This window comes from Streptococcus suis, from assembly GCA_002831545.1.
In the GTDB taxonomy this organism is placed as follows: Bacteria; Bacillota; Bacilli; order Lactobacillales; family Streptococcaceae; genus Streptococcus; species Streptococcus suis_P.
In genome coordinates this window covers 1,665,132-1,685,347 of sequence record CP025095.1, presented here as the reverse complement: position 1 = coordinate 1,685,347, position 20,216 = coordinate 1,665,132, and the positions used below count along the sequence as shown (strand labels likewise).

Below are 20,216 nucleotides of genomic sequence, written 5' to 3'. Positions count from 1 at the left end.
AGTTGGGATTATTAGAAAACACGGTAGACATACGGGGAATCTGGCTGTTCAATCTGAACCATCGATTGTAATTCAAGTGTTGGGAGATTTTGTTTCAACGATGTGTGGTAGGAAACCTTGACTGTTCCTCTGGCTTTTACCCAAGTATTGTTAGGAAATTCTGTGGTAGCCCCCGTAGAGAGTAAGCCATATACCCCAGAATCAGCAATGCAGTGAATAATACCAAAGCGGAAAAGGAAAAATTGCTGGCTATTGTCAGGGTCATTGTAGACAAATCCAATCATTTCAATCGTTTTTCCTGAAAATTCCGTAGGATAGTCGTAGATTGCTTCCATCACTTCCATATAGTTTTCATTAGTAACGACAATGGTTTCTTCAGCCAAGTATCTATCAGCAATTTCACGCATCTGGTTTTGATAGGCAGATTTTGTAAAATAAATAGAAGTATCAGGCTTGAGATACTGAACAGTCGTCCCTTCTTGGTTTTGTGTATTAGCATCGTTTTCTGCTGCTAGTGGGAAATGATAGCCCTTGGCAGCAACAGTTGTTGAATCCAGGCTGACCGTAGGAAAGAGCCAGGCTATAGCAAGAGGAATGAGCAATAGTCCAATGCTTGATAGTTTGGCAATTTTGCTTTTTAAATGGCTATGTACTCGAATTTCTTTTACCCAGACATACAATTGTACGATGGCAAGTATGAAAGATAAAATCATGGATAGATAGGCTAGATAGCTATAGTGTAGATTGATGTATTGGTCTAATTTTCCAGAAATATAGAGATACATGGTCATCTCAAAATAGCCTGCAAGAATTAAAAAACGAATCATACTACACCTCCAAGTATCAGACTATATCCCAAAATAACGAGAGTGATAGTAATGATAAAACCGGCTATAAATTTTCCCTTGAAATAATGTTTCATCATGAGCAAGTTTTTAACATCCACCATGGGTCCGATAACTAAGAAAGCCATTACTGGGGCGAATCCGAAGCTGGATAGTAGGGATGCACCAATAAAGGCATCGGCTTCAGAACATAGGGAAAGAAGAAAGGCCAGCAACATCATCAGTATAATAGCTGTTAATGGACTGTGACCGATGGTAGTCAGGACAGCAGTTGGAATATAGACTTGTACGAGACTGGCAAATAGACAACCAAAGACTAGGTAACGTCCCGTATCAAAAAATTCATCAATGGCATGAATAAGTGCGAAGCCAACTTTTTGCCAGCTGGTTTTATCTGAATAATCATGCTGGTGATGGTCAAACTTGCTTCCTTTAAGAATTTGTCCTTTTACGAAAAAACCAAGAATGATTCCCAATACTAGGGATACAATGATGGCTCCTAGGGCTCTATAGAGGGCGAAAAGTAGGGAATTGCCAAAAGCGGTAAAGGTTGCAAAAAGGACGATAGGATTAATGACAGGCGCCGTTACTAAAAAGGGAACAGCAGTGTAACTCGGCACTTTTTTCTCTAATAGCCGATTGACAATAGGGACAATACCACATTCGCAAGACGGAAAAATGAAGCCGATAAAGGTTCCAAATAGAATGGCAAGAAACTTGTTTTTGGGTAAGAGTTTACGAACCTTATCTGGTGTTATAAACACATCAATGAAGCCAGAAATCAATGCTCCAATCAAAACAAAAGGCAAGGCTTCAATCATGATAGACAGGAAAATAGCCCCCGCCTGTAGGACGGAGGTAGGTAATTGATCAAGACCAAACATATTATTTTTTATCCTGATTCAAGTTGTTTTTCTCGGAATGTTCTTTTGATTTTGGATCTGGATACTCAATTTCTTCCAATTTTTCAAATGAAGCAAATTCTTCCAGCATCTTTTCTAAATCATCTTGTCGTTTATAGGTTACAGCCATAGGGCACCTCCAAAAATTTTATATACACATTATACATTTTTTACTAAAAATTATCTAAAGGAATCTGTTTTTATTGAAGCGCAAATATAGTTCGCATCCTCAAATCATGATATAATATTCTTATGAAAACAAGAATATCAGAATTAGTTAGCGTGCTCAATCAATACGCTAAAGAGTATTATCAATTGGACCAACCTAGCGTATCAGATTCAGAATATGATACGCTTTATCGTGAATTAGTAGAGCTAGAAACGGCTCATCCAGAACTGATTTTACCAGATAGTCCTACCCATCGGGTCGGGGGAAAGGTGTTAGACGGATTTGAAAAATATAGTCATGTTTATCCACTTTTTAGTTTGCAGGATGCCTTTTCTCGTGAAGAGTTAGAAGCTTTTGACCAGCGAGTTCGCAAGGAATTTCCTCAAGCAACGTATATCTGTGAATTGAAGATTGATGGTCTGTCTATTTCCCTGACCTATGAAGCGGGCAATCTAGTCGTGGGTGCTACACGTGGTGACGGTAGTGTCGGTGAAAATATCACAGAAAATCTCAAACGAGTGGCTGATATTCCTTTGACCTTACCCGAAGCTGTGGACATTACTGTCCGAGGTGAGTGTTATATGCCAAAGGCTTCCTTTGACCGTGTTAACAAACAGCGTCAGGAGGCTGGTGAAGCTGAATTTGCTAATCCGCGTAATGCAGCAGCAGGGACCCTCCGCCAGCTTGATACGGGAGTGGTGGCCCAGCGTGGTCTCGCTACCTTCCTCTACCAAGAGGCAAGCCCCTCTGAAGCGACCAGCCAGTCACAAGTGCTTGAAAAACTGGATGCTCTGGGATTTGTGACCAACCATGAATATTGCTTGGCGGAGTCGATTGATGACACGTGGGATTTTATTGAAAAAATAGCAGAGCGTAGAGATGATTTACCCTATGAGATAGATGGTGTTGTCATCAAGGTAAATGATTTAGCTATACAAGAAGAACTAGGATTTACAGTTAAAGCGCCTCGATGGGCAGTAGCTTACAAGTTTCCAGCTGAGGAAAAAGAAGCAGAAATCTTGTCGGTTGATTGGACTGTTGGCCGAACAGGTGTTGTGACACCAACTGCCAATCTTAGTCCTGTTCAACTGGCAGGAACGACTGTCAGTCGAGCGACCTTGCACAACGTAGACTATATCGCCGAAAAAGATATTCGTATTGGCGATACGGTCATTGTTTATAAGGCGGGAGATATTATTCCAGCAGTTCTGAAAGTGGTGGACAAGTATCGAAAAGAGCAAGAAATCATGCCCATTCCTAGTCATTGTCCGTCTTGTCAGAGCGACCTACAACACTATGAGGACGAAGTTGCCCTCCGCTGTATCAACCCTATTTGTCCTAGCCAGCTGATGAGTAAGTTGGAACATTTTGCAAGTCGGGATGCCATGAACATCGCAGGACTAGGGTCTTCAATCGTTGAAAAACTCTTTGGAGCAGGCTTGGTACACGATGTTGCTGATATTTATAAATTAACTGTTGATGACCTATTGACCTTGGAAGGTTTCAAAGAAAAATCAGCTGACAAGCTCTATCAAGCCATTCAAACTTCTAAGAGCAACTCAGCAGAACGCCTCCTATTTGGACTAGGTATTCGCCATGTAGGTAGTAAGGCAAGTAAGATTTTAGTAGAAAAATTTGGTGATTTAGAAACTCTAGCATTTGCTGATCAAGAAGCAATTGCTTCGCTAGAAGGTCTTGGTCAGGTTATTGCTAAGTCTTTGACAACTTTTTTTGCTAGTGAGGGTGCGCAACAACTTTTAGCCGAACTTAAGGAAGCTAAGGTAAACTTAACCTATCTCGGACAAGTAGTAGATGAAAATGCTACACTATCGGGTATGACAGTTGTACTGACTGGTAAATTGGAGCGAATGAAACGAAACGAAGCCAAAGCCAAATTAGAAGCTTTAGGGGCAAATGTAGCGGGATCTGTTTCTAAAAAAACTAATCTTGTAGTTGCCGGAACAGATGCAGGCAGTAAATTGACTAAAGCACAGGAGCTAGGTATCGAAATTAAAGATGAGGCTTGGTTAGAGAGCTTGTAAAGGTAAAACGATGGAAGAAAGAAAACGTGCTAGACTAATATATAATCCGACCTCAGGTCAAGAAATCATGAAGAAAAATGTGGCCGAAGTATTGGAAATTTTGGAAGGCTATGGTTATGAGACTTCAGCTTTCCAAACAACTGCTGAGAAAGACTCTGCAAAGAATGAAGCTACACGTGCGGCGCTTGCAGGCTTTGACTTGATTATCGCGGCTGGTGGAGATGGAACAATCAATGAAGTCGTCAATGGAATTGCTCCGCTTGAAAAACGTCCGCAGATGGCCATCATACCGACTGGCACCACCAATGACTATGCGCGTGCCTTAAAAGTGCCTAGGGGAAATCCTGTAGAAGCAGCTAAGGTTATCGGTAAGCAGCAGACCATTTTAATGGATATTGGTTTAGCCAAAAATCAAAAAAATGGTTTTCATCAAGAACATTATTTTATCAACATTGCTGCGGCAGGTACACTTACGGAGTTGACCTACAGTGTTCCCAGTCAACTTAAGACCATGTTTGGCTATTTGGCCTATGTAGTAAAAGGAGCAGAACTCCTGCCACAAGTACAATTTACACCTGTTCGTGTAGAGCATGACGAGGGAGTATTTGAAGGCTCGGTTTCAATGATTTTTGTCGCTTTAACCAATTCAATTGGAGGTTTTGAACAGATTGTTCCCGATGCTAAGTTAGATGATGGTAATTTTACCTTATTGATGGTTAAAACAGGGAATTTATTTGAAATTCTACATCTGATTCGTCAAGTCTTAGATGGTGGCAAACACATTGAGAGTGATTTAGTTGAATACATAAAAACAAAGAGCCTATCCATCGAAAATCTGAACCCAGATAACCGCCTACTGCTCAATCTAGATGGAGAGTTTGGTGGGGAAGCCCCTGTTCGTCTGTACAACCTATCAAACCATATAGAGTTTTTCGCAGATACAGATCTGGTTTCTGACCATGCAATCACTCTTGATACTGATCAGATGAATCGAGAAGATATGGCCAAACGATTCATTGAAGAAACAGACCATATTGATGAAGCTATTAAATAGGAAGAAAAGATGAAATACTCTTTTCTTTTTATTTTACAAAAACGAATTAAACGCTTACAATGGCGGTATTTTCTTGACAAATAGATGTTTTAGGAGTATCCTTACATGGTATTAAATTTTAAAAGGAGAATTCGTTATGAGTTTAGGCGCATTGGCCCTTGGATTGGCCTGTCTTGGTGTAAGTATCGGTGAGGGACTGTTGGTGGCTTCATACCTTAGTTCGACTGCACGTCAACCAGAAATGCAAAGTAAATTGATGGCTGGTGTATTTTTGGGTGTTGCCTTTATCGAGGGAACTTTCTTCGTAACCTTGGCTATGACATTTGTCTTGAAATAGTAGAAAATAGAGAAATAGAAAAGGGGGGAACCTCCATTGGAAGAACATTTAAGTCCAACCCTTACCCTTGGTCCCGTAACCTTTGACCTGACCATGGTATTGGTTTCTGTCATTACCATTTCCATTATTTTCTTACTTGTTTTTTGGGCTAGTCGTCGGATGGAGCTCAAGCCTAAAGGAAAACAGAATGTTTTGGAGTACGTTTACGAATTGACCATCAATTTTACAAAAGGGAATCTTGGCGATGCGGAAGCAAAGCGGTATTCCTTGTTCTTCTTTACAGTCTTTACTTTTCTTTTGGTTGCCAATAATCTAGGTTTGATGACCAAATTGGAAACAGCAGAAGGACATAATTTGTGGACTTCTCCAACGGCCAATATGGCTTACGATTTCGGTTTGGCAACAATTGCAACAGTATTTTGTCATGTTGAGGGTATTCGTCGTCGCGGTTTCAAGGCATACCTCAAATCTTTTGTGACACCCTGGGCTATGGCTCCAATGAACATTTTGGAAGAAGTGACCAACCTTGTGTCGCTTGCTCTTCGTCTGTACGGTAACATTTATGCTGGTGAAGTGCTTGTCTCTCTTCTTCTACAATTATCTCAACAAAGTGCACTTGCATATCCAATTGCCTTTGCTCTGAACGTTGTTTGGACAGCATTTTCTGTATTCATTTCATGCTTGCAGGGATATGTATTTATCATGTTGGTATCTATGTACTTAAATAAAAAAATCAGTAGTGAGAGTGAATAGGAAAGGGAAAGACAACTATGGCAACAACTATTACAATGCAATCTAGTACCATTCTTGGAAACTTTATCTTGGTAACAGTCTCATTTGCAGTACTTATTATTCTTATTCGTGTTTTTGCATGGGATAAAATTACAGGTATTTTTGAAGAACGTGCCAATAAGATTGCGAACGATATTGATGCTGCAGAAGAAAAATTAACAGCAGCAGCAAACCTTGTTCAACAACGTGAAGATGAGTTGGTACAGGGACGTATCGAAAGTCAAAAGATTATTCAAGATGCGGTTGAACGTGCAAAACTAGAGAAAAAACGAATTTTAGAACAAGCTGAAGTTGAGGCTCAAGCTCTAAAAACAAAAGCGACAATGGAAATTGAAGCTGAAAAACGTGAGGCACAAGAAAACTTGCGCGTTCAAGTTGCTGAATTGGCAGTTGATCTTGCAAGCAAAATTATTTTGGAAGATTTGGACCAACAAGCTCATAGTAACTTGATTGACCGTTATTTGGACAAACTAGGAGACAAGTAGATGAACGCTAGAGAAAATGCCATCGTGCAAAAATATGCTCTATCATTTGTTGAAAAAGTCAGTGATCATGCAGATATTTGGGATATGTATGACCAGATTTCTGACTTGATTTCCATCATTCATGATAGTAAGCTGAATCGACTCTTGCTGTCAGCGACAGTATCGAGAGAAGAAAAGGCTGATTTTGTAAGGACGGTACGTCAATCTAGTTTCTGGCAAATCAATGACTTGATTGAAGATGTTATTCGTGATGGTCATGCAGACTTGCTTCTTGAAACCCTTGAGCGTGTCCAATTACAAATCAGTAAATTTAAAAATGAATTTGAAGCCCGTGTGGTTTCAGTCTATCCGTTGACAGAAGCTCAAAAAGAGCGTCTCCGTCACTTGGTAGAACAACGATTTTCCTTGCGTGTACGCAATATCACGGAAGAACTTGATCAAAGTCTCCTCGGTGGTTTTATTGTAACGGTTAACCATAAGGTAATCGATGCAAGCGTTCGGACACAGTTGAAGGACGTTAGAAAAAACTTTAGAAAATAGAAAGTGGTGTTCTTTTGATTAATGCACAAGAAATTAGCGCTTTACTAAAACAACAAATTGAAGGCTTTCAGCCTGACTTTGACTACACAGAGACTGGTGTCGTAACCTATATCGGTGACGGTATCGCCCGTGCGCAAGGTCTTGACAATGCCATGAGTGGAGAGCTTTTGGTATTTGAAAATGGCACCATTGGTATGGCACAAAACTTAGAAACCAACGATGTTGGTATCATCATTCTCGGACAATTTACCGATATTCGTGAAGGATCAGTTGTTCGTCGTACTGGTAAAATTATGGAAGTACCAGTTGGTTCGGCTTTGATTGGTCGTGTCATCAACCCACTTGGTCAACCTGTAGATGGTCTTGGTGAAATTCGTACTAGTAAGACTCGTCCGATTGAATATCCAGCACCAGGTGTTATGCAACGTAAGTCGGTTAATGAACCGCTTCAAACTGGTCTTAAGGCTATTGACGCTTTGGTTCCGATTGGTCGGGGTCAGCGTGAATTGATTATCGGTGACCGTCAGACAGGGAAGACGTCTGTAGCTATCGATGCTATTCTCAACCAAAAAGGCCAAGACATGATTTGTATCTATGTGGCTATCGGTCAGAAAGAGTCAACTGTTCGTACTCAGGTTGAAACCCTTCGTCAATATGGTGCTTTGGATTACACAATCGTAGTAACTGCGTCTGCTTCACAACCGTCTCCATTGCTTTTTTTGGCTCCTTATGCTGGTGTTGCGATGGCAGAAGAGTTCATGTATGAAGGCAAACACGTCTTGATTGTTTACGATGATTTGTCAAAACAAGCGGTAGCTTACCGTGAATTATCTCTCTTGCTTCGTCGTCCTCCGGGTCGTGAAGCCTATCCAGGGGATGTATTCTACTTGCACAGTCGCTTGCTTGAGCGTTCAGCGAAGGTTTCAGATGAATTGGGCGGTGGCTCCATTACAGCTCTACCATTTATCGAAACACAAGCGGGAGATATTTCAGCTTACATCGCGACCAACGTGATTTCAATCACGGATGGACAAATCTTCTTGAAGGACGATTTATTCAACTCTGGTATCCGTCCAGCCATTGATGCGGGTTCTTCTGTATCACGTGTAGGTGGCTCTGCACAGATTAAGGCCATGAAAAAGGTTGCAGGTACCCTTCGTATCGATTTGGCTTCATACCGTGAATTAGAAGCCTTTACTCAATTTGGTTCGGATTTGGATGCAGCAACTCAGGCCAAACTCAACCGTGGTCGTCGGACTGTGGAAGTGTTGAAACAACCATTGCATAAGCCACTTCCAGTTGAAAAACAGGTTTTGATTTTGTATGCTTTGACAAATGGCTTCTTGGATTCAGTGCCAATTGATGATATTTTGGCATTTGAAGAAGAACTGTACGCATATTTTGATTTGCACTACGATGGTCTTTTGGATGTTATTCGTACAACAAAAGATCTTCCTGATACAGATGAATTGAATGCTGCTATCCAAGCTTTCAAAGACCAGTCTGTCTTTAAGTAAAGGAGTGAATAATGGCAGGTTCTCTAAATGAAATCAAGTCAAAAATTGCATCTACTAAGAAAACCAGTCAAATCACCGGTGCCATGCAGATGGTTTCGGCTTCTAAACTAGCCAAATCAGAGCAATTAGCGCAATCCTTTCAGATCTACGCTAGTAAGGTTCGTCAGATTACAACGGATCTCTTGCGTGGAGAATTGATGGCTTCAGATACAAGCAATCCAATGCTGATTCGTCGTCCAGTTCAAAAATCTGGTTATATTGTCATTACCTCTGACAGTGGACTAAAAGGTTCTTATAATTCCAGTATTTTGAAGGCTGTGATGGGAATGATTGAACAGGACCATGACTCAAAAGATGAGTATGAGATTATTGCTATTGGTAGTATGGGAGCTGATTTCTTCCGTGCCCGTGGTATCAATCCTGTCTTTGAATTGCGTGGTTTAGCAGACAACCCAAGTTTTGAAGAGGTTCAAAAAATCATTTCTAAGTCTGTTGAGATGTACAAGAATGAACTCTTTGATGAGTTGTATGTTTGTTATAACCACCATGTCAATAGTTTGACCAGTCAGGTGCGTGTACAACAGATGCTTCCTGTAGAAGATTTGGACCACAATGAAGCAGATGGTTATACAGCTACCTTTGAGTTGGAACCAAACCGTGAGGTTATTTTGGAACAACTCTTGACTCAATATGCAGAATCAACTATTTATGGAGCGATTTTGGATGCCAAAACTGCTGAAAATGCAGCAGGTATGACAGCCATGCAGACAGCGACGGATAATGCTAAGAATGTCATTAACGATTTGACAATCCAATACAATAGGGCTCGTCAGGCAGCGATTACTCAGGAAATTACTGAGATTGTAGCTGGTGCCTCAGCCCTTGAGTAATAGAAATAGAGGAAATAGAATGAGTTCAGGCAAAATTACTCAGGTTGTCGGACCAGTTGTAGACGTTGCGTTTGCAGCAGAAGATAAACTTCCTGAGATTAACAACGCACTCGTTGTATATAAAAATGATGATTCCAAACAAAAAGTCGTGCTTGAAGTGGCTTTGGAACTTGGTGATGGCGTTGTACGGACCATTGCCATGGAATCAACGGATGGATTGACACGTGGGATGGAAGTTCTCGATACAGGTCGTCCCATCTCTGTTCCAGTCGGTAAAGAAACGCTGGGTCGTGTCTTCAATGTGTTGGGAGATACCATTGACCTTGAAGAGCCTTTTCCGGCAGATTTTGAACGTGAGCCTATCCATAAGAAAGCGCCGGCTTTTGACGAATTATCTACTTCAAGCGAAATTTTGGAAACAGGGATTAAGGTTATCGACCTCCTAGCACCTTATCTAAAAGGTGGTAAGGTTGGTCTCTTCGGTGGTGCCGGTGTTGGTAAAACCGTCCTTATCCAAGAATTGATTCACAATATTGCCCAAGAACACGGTGGTATCTCTGTATTTACCGGAGTTGGCGAGCGTACCCGTGAAGGGAACGATCTTTACTGGGAAATGAAAGAATCAGGTGTTATTGAAAAAACGGCCATGGTATTTGGTCAGATGAATGAGCCACCAGGAGCTCGTATGCGTGTTGCTCTTACTGGTTTGACCATTGCGGAATACTTCCGTGATGTGGAAGGGCAGGATGTTCTTCTGTTCATCGATAATATCTTCCGTTTCACGCAGGCTGGTTCAGAAGTGTCTGCCCTCTTGGGTCGTATGCCATCAGCCGTTGGTTATCAGCCGACACTTGCAACTGAGATGGGACAATTGCAGGAGCGTATTACCTCAACCAAGAAGGGTTCTGTTACATCTATTCAGGCTATTTACGTACCTGCGGATGACTATACAGACCCAGCTCCAGCGACAGCCTTCGCTCATTTGGACTCGACTACCAACTTGGAACGTAAGTTGACTCAGCTTGGTATCTACCCTGCGGTGGATCCATTGGCTTCGTCATCACGTGCACTTGCTCCACAAATCGTTGGTGAAGAGCACTATGCAGTAGCTATGGAAGTAAAACGTGTCCTTCAACGTTACCAAGAATTGCAAGATATTATTGCCATTCTCGGTATGGATGAATTGTCAGATGAAGAGAAGACCTTGGTTGGTCGCGCTCGTCGTATCCAATTCTTCCTCTCTCAAAACTTCAACGTTGCGGAGCAATTTACAGGTATGCCAGGTTCTTATGTGCCAGTAGCTGAAACGGTGAAAGGCTTTAAGGAAATCTTGGACGGCAAACACGACCATCTACCAGAAGATGCCTTCCGAAATGTCGGTTCAATCGAGGATGTGGTCGCTAAAGCTGCTAAAATGAAATTCTAGAGGTGGCTTATGGGACAAATGACTGTACAAATCGTAACACCAGACGGTATCAAATATGACCATCATGCAGCATTTGTTTTGGTCAAAACGGTTGATGGTGAGATGGGTGTCTATTCTGGACATGAAGAACTGATTGCAGTTTTGGAAATCGGTGAAATGAAAGTGCGTCGTGTTGATGATGAAAACCATGTAGACTGGATTGCGGTCAATGGTGGAATCATTGAAGTCAACAAGGATATTATTACGGTCATTTCTGACTCCGCTGAGCGGGAACGGGATATTGATATTAGTCGTGCGGAACGTGCCAAATTGCGCGCGGAACGTGAATTGGAAGAAGCACAGACTGCTCGTAATATTGATATGGAGATGCGTGCAACAGTCGCCCTCCAACGTGCGATAAATCGTATTCGTGTCGGGAAACATTAATATATATGGGATTGAACTTGGTTCAGTTCCATTTTTTAATTTCATGGTATAATGGAAACATGGTAATTTCAATTTTACAGTTTTTTAGTCATATATTGTTTATCTATCTGGCTCATCATCTCTTGGTTACAACAGTTGATTGGTCGCGGTGGTTGAAGGTGACTGGGGGCAATCAGCGTAAAATCAATTTGCTGATTCTCTTTCTGGCAATAGCACTGGGATACTTGGTCTCGACTTTCTTTTTAGAATTGTTGATGGTGGGACGCTCTTTTGCAAATATGTGATTTAAGTAAGAAAAGGATAAGAAATGGATACAATTATTGTTACAGGTAGTAAAAACGGTTTGAAGGGACAGGTTGAGATTGAGGGGGCAAAGAATGCCGTTCTGCCTTTATTGGCAGCAACAGTTCTAGCAAGTCAAGGGCAAACCAAATTGACTCAGGTTCCTATTTTGTCTGATGTCTATACAATGAATAATGTTGTACGTGGTCTGGGAGTTCGTGTGAATTTTGACGAAGATAGCAAGACTATTGACATTGATGCGACAGGTCGTCTTGGCAATGAAACACCTTATAAGTATGTAAGTCAGATGCGGGCTTCTATTGTTATTCTTGGTCCGATTTTGGCACGCAATGGTTATGCTAAGGTTTCTATGCCAGGAGGTTGTACAATTGGTAGCCGTCCGATTGATTTGCATTTGAAGGGTTTACAGGCACTTGGTGCCAAGATTAAGCAACGTGCGGGTTACATTGAGGCGAGTGCAGAGAAATTACAGGGAGCCCATATTTATCTTGATTTCCCAAGTGTTGGGGCTACGCAAAACTTAATGATGGCTGCAACGCTTGCTCAAGGTACGACTGTTTTGGAAAATGCTGCGCGGGAACCAGAAATCGTTGACTTGGCAATTTTCCTCAATAAAATGGGTGCCAAGGTCAAGGGGGCAGGTACAGAAACCATTACCATTACAGGTGTTGACCAGCTGCATGGAGCTGCACACCAAGTTGTTCAAGACCGTATTGAAGCAGGAACCTTTATGGTGGCTGCGGCCATGACTGGTGGAGATGTCTTGGTCAAGGACGCTGTCTGGGAGCACAACCGTCCACTCATTTCTAAGATGTTGGAAATGGGAGTTGAGGTGACGGAAGAAGCTGAGGGGATACGGGTGCGTTCGCAAGTGGATAAACTTAAACCTGTTACCGTAAAAACTTTGCCACACCCAGGATTCCCAACGGATATGCAGGCTCAATTTACAGCCCTTATGGCAGTTGCAAAAGGTGAGTCAACCATGATTGAAACAGTATTTGAGAATCGTTTCCAGCATTTAGAAGAAATGCGCCGGATGGACTTGCATGCGGAGATTTTACGGGATACAGCTATTATTACAGGTGGGAAAGCCTTACAGGGAGCACCAGTTATGTCAACGGATTTGCGGGCTAGTGCCGCCTTGATTTTAGCTGGTTTAGTTGCAGAAGGCGAGACCGTTGTTGGTAAATTAACCCACTTGGACCGAGGTTACTATCGTTTTCATGAGAAATTAGCTGCTTTAGGTGCAACGATTGAACGTGTGAGTGGAGAAGATGAAAATGGATAAGGATAATCTTAGCTATGTTGGTAAAAATTTAATCTTAGTAGCAGTTGTTTTGTTGATTGCTATTTTGGTGTTTATTTTAGGATTAATGGTTGGTTACGGTGTCATAGGAGATGGAGACAATGTATTTGCGGTGTTGTCACCAGCTAAGTGGCAAGAACTAATCGGTAAATTTACAGGAAAGTAGGCTGGACCTGCTTTTTTGATGGAGAGAAAATGGCGAAGAAAAATGTAAAAAAACAAGCGATGAGTCTGCTCAGCTTATTGGCTACGATTGTTGTAGTAGCGGGTGGTTATCTTTTAAGTGATAACAAGAGCAGTAACGTTGCTAATTATTCCTATTATGTCAATCAGTCTAAGGCAAGCGAGAGCACACCTAGTCAGGAACTGGCTAGTTCTGTATTGACAGAAGATGTAAAAAAGCAACTGGGGAATTCGATTGACTGGAATGGAGCGGGTGCTTTTATCATCAACGGAAATAAGACTGATTTAGATGCTTCAGTCTCTAGTAAGCTCTATGCGGATAATAAGACAAAGACTGTGCAGGGAGAAACGGTTCCAACAGTGGCAAATGCCCTTTTAGCCAAATCAACGCGACAGTATAAGAGTCGTGAAGAAACAGGAAATGGTTCGACTTCATGGACTCCACCTGGCTGGCATCAGGTACAGGATTTGGATGGATCCTATGATCATGCGATTGATAGGGGGCATCTGCTGGGCTATGCCTTGATTGGTGGTTTAAAAGGCTTTGATGCTTCAACCAGCAATCCTAAGAATATTGCAGTTCAAACAGCTTGGTCCAATCAGGCAAGGGCTGAGGATTCGACGGGGCAAAACTATTTTGAGAGTCAAGTTCGTAAAGCTTTGGATAAGAACAAACGTGTTCGTTACCGCGTGACCTTGATTTATGCTGATGAGGATGATTTGGTTCCAGTCGGAAGCCATCTAGAGGCAAAAGCAGCAGATGGTAGCCTAGAGTTCAATGTGTTCGTTCCAAATGTGCAGAGCGGTCTCAGTATCAACTATCATAGTGGAGAAATTGCAGTAAATCAATAAATAGTCAGACGAATTCTCTCTCGCCAAATCAAATATATCAGACGATTTTCACGTAAAATCGTCTTTTTTTGCGTATAATTAAAAATATTTACAAAAACTGTTGACAAATCATCAGACGAATATTAGAATATAATTATAGAAAACGCTTACGACTTTGTCGTAGAAAAATTTAGGAGGACTTTCCGATGGAAAAACATGTTGAGAAACGTGTCGAAGACGTTACGTATAACAAAGCCAAGCTATGGCAGATTATATTGTTTGCGATGAATAATTCATCAACCAACATTTACCTAGTTGCCTTCACTTTCGTGACTTATTTATCGACAGGTGTACTTGGACTGGCAGCCCTATTTGTTAGTCAGCTCATGGGATATATTCGTATCTTCGATGGATTCATCGATCCGTCAATTGGAGTTATCATTGATAAAACGGATACTAAGTTTGGTAAATATCGTCCTATCTTGGTTTTGGGGAATATCATTACAGCAGCTTCTCTTTTTATGATGTTAGGTTTAAGTGGAGTTAGCGAGAGTCTCCGTCTTCCTCTATTCATCCTTGTTTTGATTATCCATAAAATTGGATATTCACTTCAACAGACGATTACAAAAGCAGGACAAGTTGCGCTTACTAATGATCCAAAGCAACGTCCAATCTTTAACATTGTTGATGGTATAGCCACAACTGTATTGATGACAGGTAGCCAAGTGGTCGTGTCAGGAACCTTGGTTCCAAAACATGGTGGGTTTACCCCGGGATTCTTTCAAGAGTTATTCCTTGGTGTAGTAATAATTTCAGCTGTACTGGGTATTCTTGCTATTATCGGTATTTGGGAGAAAGACAATAAGAAATACTTTGGTCTTGGTGAGAAGACACAAGAAACGAAGTTGAAGGATTACTGGAAAGTCATCAAAGGAAACAAACCTTTGCAGGTTCTTTCAATTTCTGCAGCCTTTGTAAAATTTGTTGCCCAACTGTTTGGTGATTCCGTTATCGGGGTTATGCTGTATGGTATTATCTTCGGTGACTATGCTCTTTCTGGAAAAATGTCTATGCTTTTGATTTTGCCAGGTATTCTTGTAACAGTTGGTGCAGCGCAATTGGCTCGTCGGAAAGGTTTGCGATTTGCATATGTAACGGCCCTTCAACTGGGAATTACAGGTTTGATTATTCTTGCTGTTATGCTTCTTTCTGCTGAACCTGGAATGTTGAATTTGACAAATTGGAATCTCTACACAATCGGTTTCTTTGTAGTTTATATCATTGCTCGCTACGCATCTAGTGCTCCATCTGGTTTGGTATTGACCATGGGTGCAGATATTACAGACTATGAAACTTCAGTATCTGGTCGTTACTTGTCAGGAATGATTGGGACTATCTTCTCATTGACGGACTCGATTGCTTCTTCATTTGCTCCGATGGTGGTTGGTTTTGTATTAGCAGCTATTGGATTTGGCAAAGAATACCCAACCGTTGAAACAGCCTTCTCTATAGATTTGAGAATGGCATTGATTGTCCTATTGACAGTGATTCCAGTAGTAGTTTTGAGTCTATCCTTGTTCTTGATGAAATTCTACAAACTAGACCGTGAAGAAATGGCACGTATTCAAGAGAAAATCCATGTTATGAAAGCGGCAAAAGATGAAGAACGTGTGCGTGCAATCGCGAAAAATGTTCCATTATCTGATATGGATTATGTAGATGTAACTCAATATAAGGTTGACCAGTACGATGAGTAACTAATATCGAAAAACTGACCTAGTTGGAGGATTCCAGCTGGGTCTTTCATCTAGGAGGCGGTATGAAAAAAATATTAGCGTTTGGAGAAGTTTTATTGCGGCTATCTCCTCCTCAATATCAGACCTTAACACAGGCTACCAGTTTAGATTGTCAATTTGGTGGCTCAGAGTTGAATGTCTTGGCCAGTTTAGCACAGCTGGGGCATTCAGTTGAGTTGGTGACGGCACTTCCTGAAAATGAAGTGGGAAAGATGGCAGAACACTTTCTTTTTGCACGGCAGATTGGACAGAAGCATCTGATTCGAAAAAAAGGAAGGCTTGGACTTTATTACTACCAAAAAGGTTTTTCGCTCAGGCCTAGTCAGGTGACCTACGACCGTGATTATTCTGCCTTTAGCTTATCCAAGGAAGAAGATTATGATTTGGAAGGCATGTTTGACGGTGTCGATTGGTTTCATGTCAGTGGTATAACGGTCGCTTTGAATCCAGATATTTATCGACTGGCCTTTCGCTTAATGGAGATGGCAAAGGAGCAGGGTGTAAAGGTTTCCTTTGACTTGAATTATCGCGAAAGTTTGTGGTCTTCTTTTGAAGAAGCAAGGGAGAAATTATCTCCTTTTGTAGGTTTAGCAGATATTTGCTTTGGTCTAGAGCCTATTCAACTCTTCAATGAATCTGGAAAAGATGTGAAGGATGAATTGGGTCTGAAGCGCCCTTATGAAAATAAAGAAGTCTTGTTGACGGTGGTTAAAGGTCTGGCGGAGACTTATTCTTTGCAAAGTCTTGCTTTTACCCAGAGGGAAATGACCTACAATAATGAATATTTATTGAAGGCATACTTGTATCAAGATGGTATTCTATATGAAACGGAAAAAGAATCCATTCAAGTTTTGGACCGAGTTGGGACAGGAGATGCCTTTACAGCAGGAATTATTTTGGGTTATTTGCAGGAAAAAATGCCACAGGAAATAGTAGATTTGGGGATGGCTAGTTTTCAATTCAAACATACCATTGAAGGGGATGTCAATATAATCAGTCAATCAGATATTGATTTGTTATTGAAAAAAGGGTCACGTGAAATAAAACGATAGAAAGAAGGAAGAAATATGTTATATCCAATTCAAACAAAAACACGTTCAGTTTATTCTTTAAATGGAATATGGAAATTTAAGCAAGGGAACAATGATGTTCATACTCTGTTAGATACAGATGAAGTAATGGTTGTACCAAGTTCATTTAATGATCTTGTTGTTGATAAGGACAAACGTCGTTTTGTCGGAGATAATTGGTATGAACTGATGGTAGCTCTTCCAGTAGTAGCTGATGATGAGGAGTTGATTGTGCGCTTTGGTTCGGTGACACATCAGGCCAAAGTCTATGCAGATGGTCATTTAATCGGGGAGCACAAGGGTGGTTTCACGCCTTTTGAATGCTTGATTCCATCAAACTTATACGACGCTGAGCAATTCCGTTTGACAGTCTGTGCCAATAATGAGTTGAATTACACAACCCTCCCTGTAGGGAATTATAGTGAAGAAGTGGATGAGAATGGCCAAATTGTGAAGACCGTCAAGGAAAACTTTGACTTTTTCAACTATGCTGGTATCCAGCGGACGGTTCATCTCTATAAACGTCCCAAAAATAGGATTGAAGATATTGTTATTCGGACGGAACTAAATCAAGATTTGACTCAGGCGGTAGTGAATGTTGATGTGAAGACAGTTGGGCAATATGATTCCATCCGTATGTCTATTTTAGATCAAGAGGGACAGGAAGTGGGTCTTCTCGACAATGGACAAATGGTCATTGAACATCCACGCCTTTGGGAGGTCTTGGATGCCTATCTCTATACTGCAAAAGTTGAATTATTTGACGGAGAAAACTTACTAGATACCTACTCAGAACAATTCGGCATTCGTAGTGTTGCGGTTGAAAATGGGCAGTTTTTCATCAATGGAAAACCTTTCTATTTCAAGGGATTTGGTAAACATGAAGATACCTTCATCAATGGGCGTGGTTTCAATGAAGCAGCCAATCTGATGGATTTGAATTTGCTTAAAGATATTGGAGCAAATTCCTTTAGGACATCCCATTATCCCTATTCTGAGGAAATGATGCGACTGGCAGATCGTTTGGGAATTGTCATCCTTGATGAAGTGCCAGCAGTTGGCCTGTTCCAGCTTTTCAATGCAGCCTTGAATTTGACAGGGGATTCTGAAGAGGTAAAAAGCACCTGGGAAGTTATGCAAACCGAGGAGGCTCATGAATTGGTGATTGATGAATTGATAGCACGTGACAAAAATCACCCATCTGTAGTGATGTGGGTTGTCGCCAATGAGCCAGCAGGGCATGAAAAAGGCGCGCGTGCTTACTTTGAACCTTTGATTCAGCGCATGAGGGACAGAGATCCTTCTAAGCGTCCTGTGACCTTGGTCAATATCATGATGGCAACGCCTGATAAGGATGAGGTTATGGATTTGGTCGATGTTGTCTGTCTCAATCGATATTATGGCTGGTATGTTGCTCATGGTGACTTGAAGATGGCAGAAAAGGGACTTCGTAAGGAATTAGAGACTTGGCAAGAGCTATATCCAAACAAGCCGATTTTGATTACAGAATATGGTGCAGATACTCTTCTAGGTTTGCATTCGATGTGGGATATTCCTTATACAGAGGAATTTCAGGTGGACTACTACGATATGAACCATCGAGTCTTTGACACTATTCCGAATTTAGTTGGTGAACAGGTTTGGAATTTTGCTGATTTTGAAACTACAGTTGGTATCATTCGCATTCAAGGAAATCACAAAGGATTATTCTCAAGAAATCGACAACCCAAGCAAATTGTAAGAGAAATCAAGAAACGTTGGACTGCCATTCCAAACTACCATTATAAGAGGAAATGAGCTATAATAGTAGCAAATAGAAAGTTGTAATGGAGGACCAAGCACATGGCGAAACCCTTGGTAGAAAAAGCATCAGAACGCTTATTGGAATTGATTTTGGAAAGAGGATATGAAGTTGGTGATAAGCTTCCAAATGAGTATGAATTGGCCCAAGATTTAGAAGTTGGACGTTCGACTGTTCGTGAAGCTGTTCGGAGTTTGGCTACTCGAAATATTCTGGAGGTACGCCAAGGGTCGGGAACCTATATCAGCTCTAAAAAAGGAGTATCAGAGGATCCCCTAGGTTTTTCTTTGGTCAGAGACCGTGTGAAGTTGACGACAGATTTGTTTGAAGTGCGGTATTTGCTTGAACCGAGAATTGCGGAGCGTGTTGCACAGTTTGCCTCGGATGAAGATATTGCAAGGTTGGAAGATATTGTCGTAGCTATTGAAGAGGCGGTAGCTGCTGGAGATTCGAAGCATCTGGAATTGGATGTACAATTCCACTGTATGTTAGCTGAGATGAGTGGGAATCTGGCTATGACTAGTCTCATGCCTGTCATTAATCAATCTATTCATCTGATCAATGAAAATTATTCAAATCGTCAGATGAAATCGGATAGTTTACAGGCCCATAGGAATATCTTAATGGCTATCAAACAACGTCACCCTGTTGCAGCATATGATAGCATGTTAGCACATATTATATCAGTAAGACAGGTTGTTTTAAGCGAATGGTTCGATAAAGATATGACCTTGCATGGTCTCAACGATCATAAATAGAAATATGAAATAGACAGCCTGGAAGAATTCTTCTGGGTATTTTTTGCTTTTTTATTGACAAATCATCTGACGAATTGTATACTATAGCTATAAATGACAACGCTTTCTAATTGGAGGTCAAGATGTTAAAGCAATTAAAAGAAAATTACTTTTTCGCAGTAATTCGCGGAAAAGATGAAGAAGATGCAAAAGAAATCGCTCGCCATGCGATTTTGGGAGGTATTCGAAATATTGAAATTACATTTTCGACTCCAAATGCAGCGACAGTTATTAAAGAATTACAGGAAGAGTTCTCAGATGATTCTTCTGTAGTCATCGGGGCGGGAACAGTAATGAATCTTAAGTTGGCACAAGAGGCAATTGACGCTGGTGCTAGTTTCCTGGTTAGTCCCCATTTTGATAGGGAGATTCAAGACTTAGCGAAAAAGGTTGGAGTACTCTACTTCCCAGGCTGTGCAACTGCAACAGAGATTGTCACAGCTAGTCAGGCGGGATGTCCAATTATCAAGCTTTTCCCTGGTGGTGTCTTGGGTCCTGGATTTATCAAGGATATTCACGGGCCAGTGCCCCAAGTGGATTTGATGCCTTCTGGCGGAGTTTCGGTTGAAAATGTTGCAGATTGGAAGAAGGCAGGTGCTTGTGCTGTTGGAGTCGGTTCGGCTTTGGCAAGTCGAGTACAGGCTGAAGGCTATGAAAGTGTAACGACGATTGCTCGCAGTTTTGTTGCAGCTTTGGAGGGATGA

General features: G+C 41.3%; 21 protein-coding genes. 19 read left to right on the top strand and 2 right to left on the bottom strand.

Going from position 1 to position 20,216, the window contains the following annotated elements; translation table 11 throughout:
* Positions 1–11 precede the first annotated feature (11 nt).
* On the bottom strand, positions 12–827 hold the full coding sequence (locus CWM22_08205) for a TIGR03943 family protein (GenBank protein AUC91877.1): 816 nt from the start codon (positions 825–827) through the stop codon (positions 12–14).
* On the bottom strand, positions 824–1,729 hold the full coding sequence (locus tag CWM22_08200; protein AUC91876.1) for a hypothetical protein: 906 nt from the start codon (positions 1,727–1,729) through the stop codon (positions 824–826). The genes CWM22_08205 and CWM22_08200 overlap by 4 nt, the downstream gene beginning before the upstream one ends.
* Before the next feature lie 270 nt (positions 1,730–1,999).
* Between CWM22_08200 and ligA the strand changes: the two genes are divergently transcribed.
* From ligA to CWM22_08105, 19 genes are all read left to right on the top strand, one after another.
* On the top strand, positions 2,000–3,958 hold the full coding sequence (ligA, locus tag CWM22_08195; protein ID AUC91875.1) for a DNA ligase: 1,959 nt from the start codon (positions 2,000–2,002) through the stop codon (positions 3,956–3,958).
* 10 nt (positions 3,959–3,968) lie between these two features.
* The gene (locus CWM22_08190; GenBank protein ID AUC91874.1) at positions 3,969–5,012 is read left to right on the top strand and encodes a diacylglycerol kinase; all 1,044 of its coding nucleotides are present in this window, start codon (positions 3,969–3,971) and stop codon (positions 5,010–5,012) included.
* Positions 5,013–5,148: 136 nt separating this feature from the next.
* Positions 5,149–5,349 (top strand): F0F1 ATP synthase subunit C, encoded by a 201-nt coding sequence (locus tag CWM22_08185; GenBank protein ID AUC91873.1) that lies wholly within the window; start codon positions 5,149–5,151, stop codon positions 5,347–5,349.
* Between the two features lie 36 nt (positions 5,350–5,385).
* Entirely contained in the window at positions 5,386–6,102 is a 717-nt protein-coding gene (locus tag CWM22_08180) for a F0F1 ATP synthase subunit A (protein ID AUC91872.1), read from the top strand.
* Positions 6,103–6,119: 17 nt separating this feature from the next.
* Positions 6,120–6,626 (top strand): ATP synthase F0 subunit B, encoded by a 507-nt coding sequence (gene atpF, locus CWM22_08175; protein ID AUC91871.1) that lies wholly within the window; start codon positions 6,120–6,122, stop codon positions 6,624–6,626.
* Complete coding sequence (locus CWM22_08170; protein ID AUC91870.1) at positions 6,627–7,166, top strand: F0F1 ATP synthase subunit delta; 540 nt, start codon at positions 6,627–6,629, stop codon at positions 7,164–7,166. It abuts the gene before it with no gap.
* 14 nt (positions 7,167–7,180) lie between these two features.
* Positions 7,181–8,683 (top strand): ATP synthase subunit alpha, encoded by a 1,503-nt coding sequence (locus tag CWM22_08165; GenBank protein ID AUC91869.1) that lies wholly within the window; start codon positions 7,181–7,183, stop codon positions 8,681–8,683.
* Positions 8,684–8,694: 11 nt separating this feature from the next.
* A complete protein-coding gene (locus CWM22_08160) occupies positions 8,695–9,573 on the top strand; it encodes an ATP synthase subunit gamma (GenBank protein ID AUC91868.1) in 879 nt (292 codons plus the stop codon).
* A 19-nt stretch (positions 9,574–9,592) separates the two neighbouring features.
* Positions 9,593–10,999, top strand: coding sequence for a F0F1 ATP synthase subunit beta (gene atpD, locus CWM22_08155; GenBank protein AUC91867.1), 1,407 nt, complete (start codon positions 9,593–9,595; stop codon positions 10,997–10,999).
* A gap of 9 nt (positions 11,000–11,008) precedes the next feature.
* The gene (locus CWM22_08150; protein AUC91866.1) at positions 11,009–11,425 is read left to right on the top strand and encodes an ATP synthase epsilon chain; all 417 of its coding nucleotides are present in this window, start codon (positions 11,009–11,011) and stop codon (positions 11,423–11,425) included.
* Between the two features lie 59 nt (positions 11,426–11,484).
* Entirely contained in the window at positions 11,485–11,709 is a 225-nt protein-coding gene (locus CWM22_08145) for a hypothetical protein (GenBank protein AUC92868.1), read from the top strand.
* 23 nt (positions 11,710–11,732) lie between these two features.
* Entirely contained in the window at positions 11,733–13,016 is a 1,284-nt protein-coding gene (gene murA, locus CWM22_08140; protein ID AUC91865.1) for a UDP-N-acetylglucosamine 1-carboxyvinyltransferase, read from the top strand.
* Entirely contained in the window at positions 13,009–13,200 is a 192-nt protein-coding gene (locus CWM22_08135; GenBank protein AUC91864.1) for a DNA-directed RNA polymerase subunit beta, read from the top strand. Before murA ends, CWM22_08135 begins: the two co-directional genes overlap by 8 nt.
* 29 nt (positions 13,201–13,229) lie before the next feature.
* Complete coding sequence (locus CWM22_08130) at positions 13,230–14,069, top strand: DNA/RNA non-specific endonuclease (GenBank protein AUC91863.1); 840 nt, start codon at positions 13,230–13,232, stop codon at positions 14,067–14,069.
* Positions 14,070–14,254: 185 nt separating this feature from the next.
* A complete protein-coding gene (locus CWM22_08125; GenBank protein AUC91862.1) occupies positions 14,255–15,805 on the top strand; it encodes a glucuronide permease in 1,551 nt (516 codons plus the stop codon).
* Positions 15,806–15,867: 62 nt separating this feature from the next.
* Positions 15,868–16,896 carry a sugar kinase gene (locus CWM22_08120; protein AUC91861.1) on the top strand — a complete coding sequence of 343 codons (1,029 nt, stop codon included), beginning with the start codon at positions 15,868–15,870 and terminating at the stop codon, positions 16,894–16,896.
* A gap of 15 nt (positions 16,897–16,911) precedes the next feature.
* Positions 16,912–18,711: a beta-glucuronidase gene (locus CWM22_08115; protein ID AUC91860.1), complete on the top strand. Its 1,800-nt coding sequence runs from the start codon at positions 16,912–16,914 to the stop codon at positions 18,709–18,711.
* A 45-nt stretch (positions 18,712–18,756) separates the two neighbouring features.
* A complete protein-coding gene (locus CWM22_08110) occupies positions 18,757–19,473 on the top strand; it encodes a FadR family transcriptional regulator (protein AUC91859.1) in 717 nt (238 codons plus the stop codon).
* 122 nt (positions 19,474–19,595) lie between these two features.
* Positions 19,596–20,216: a 2-dehydro-3-deoxyphosphogluconate aldolase gene (locus tag CWM22_08105; GenBank protein AUC91858.1), complete on the top strand. Its 621-nt coding sequence runs from the start codon at positions 19,596–19,598 to the stop codon at positions 20,214–20,216.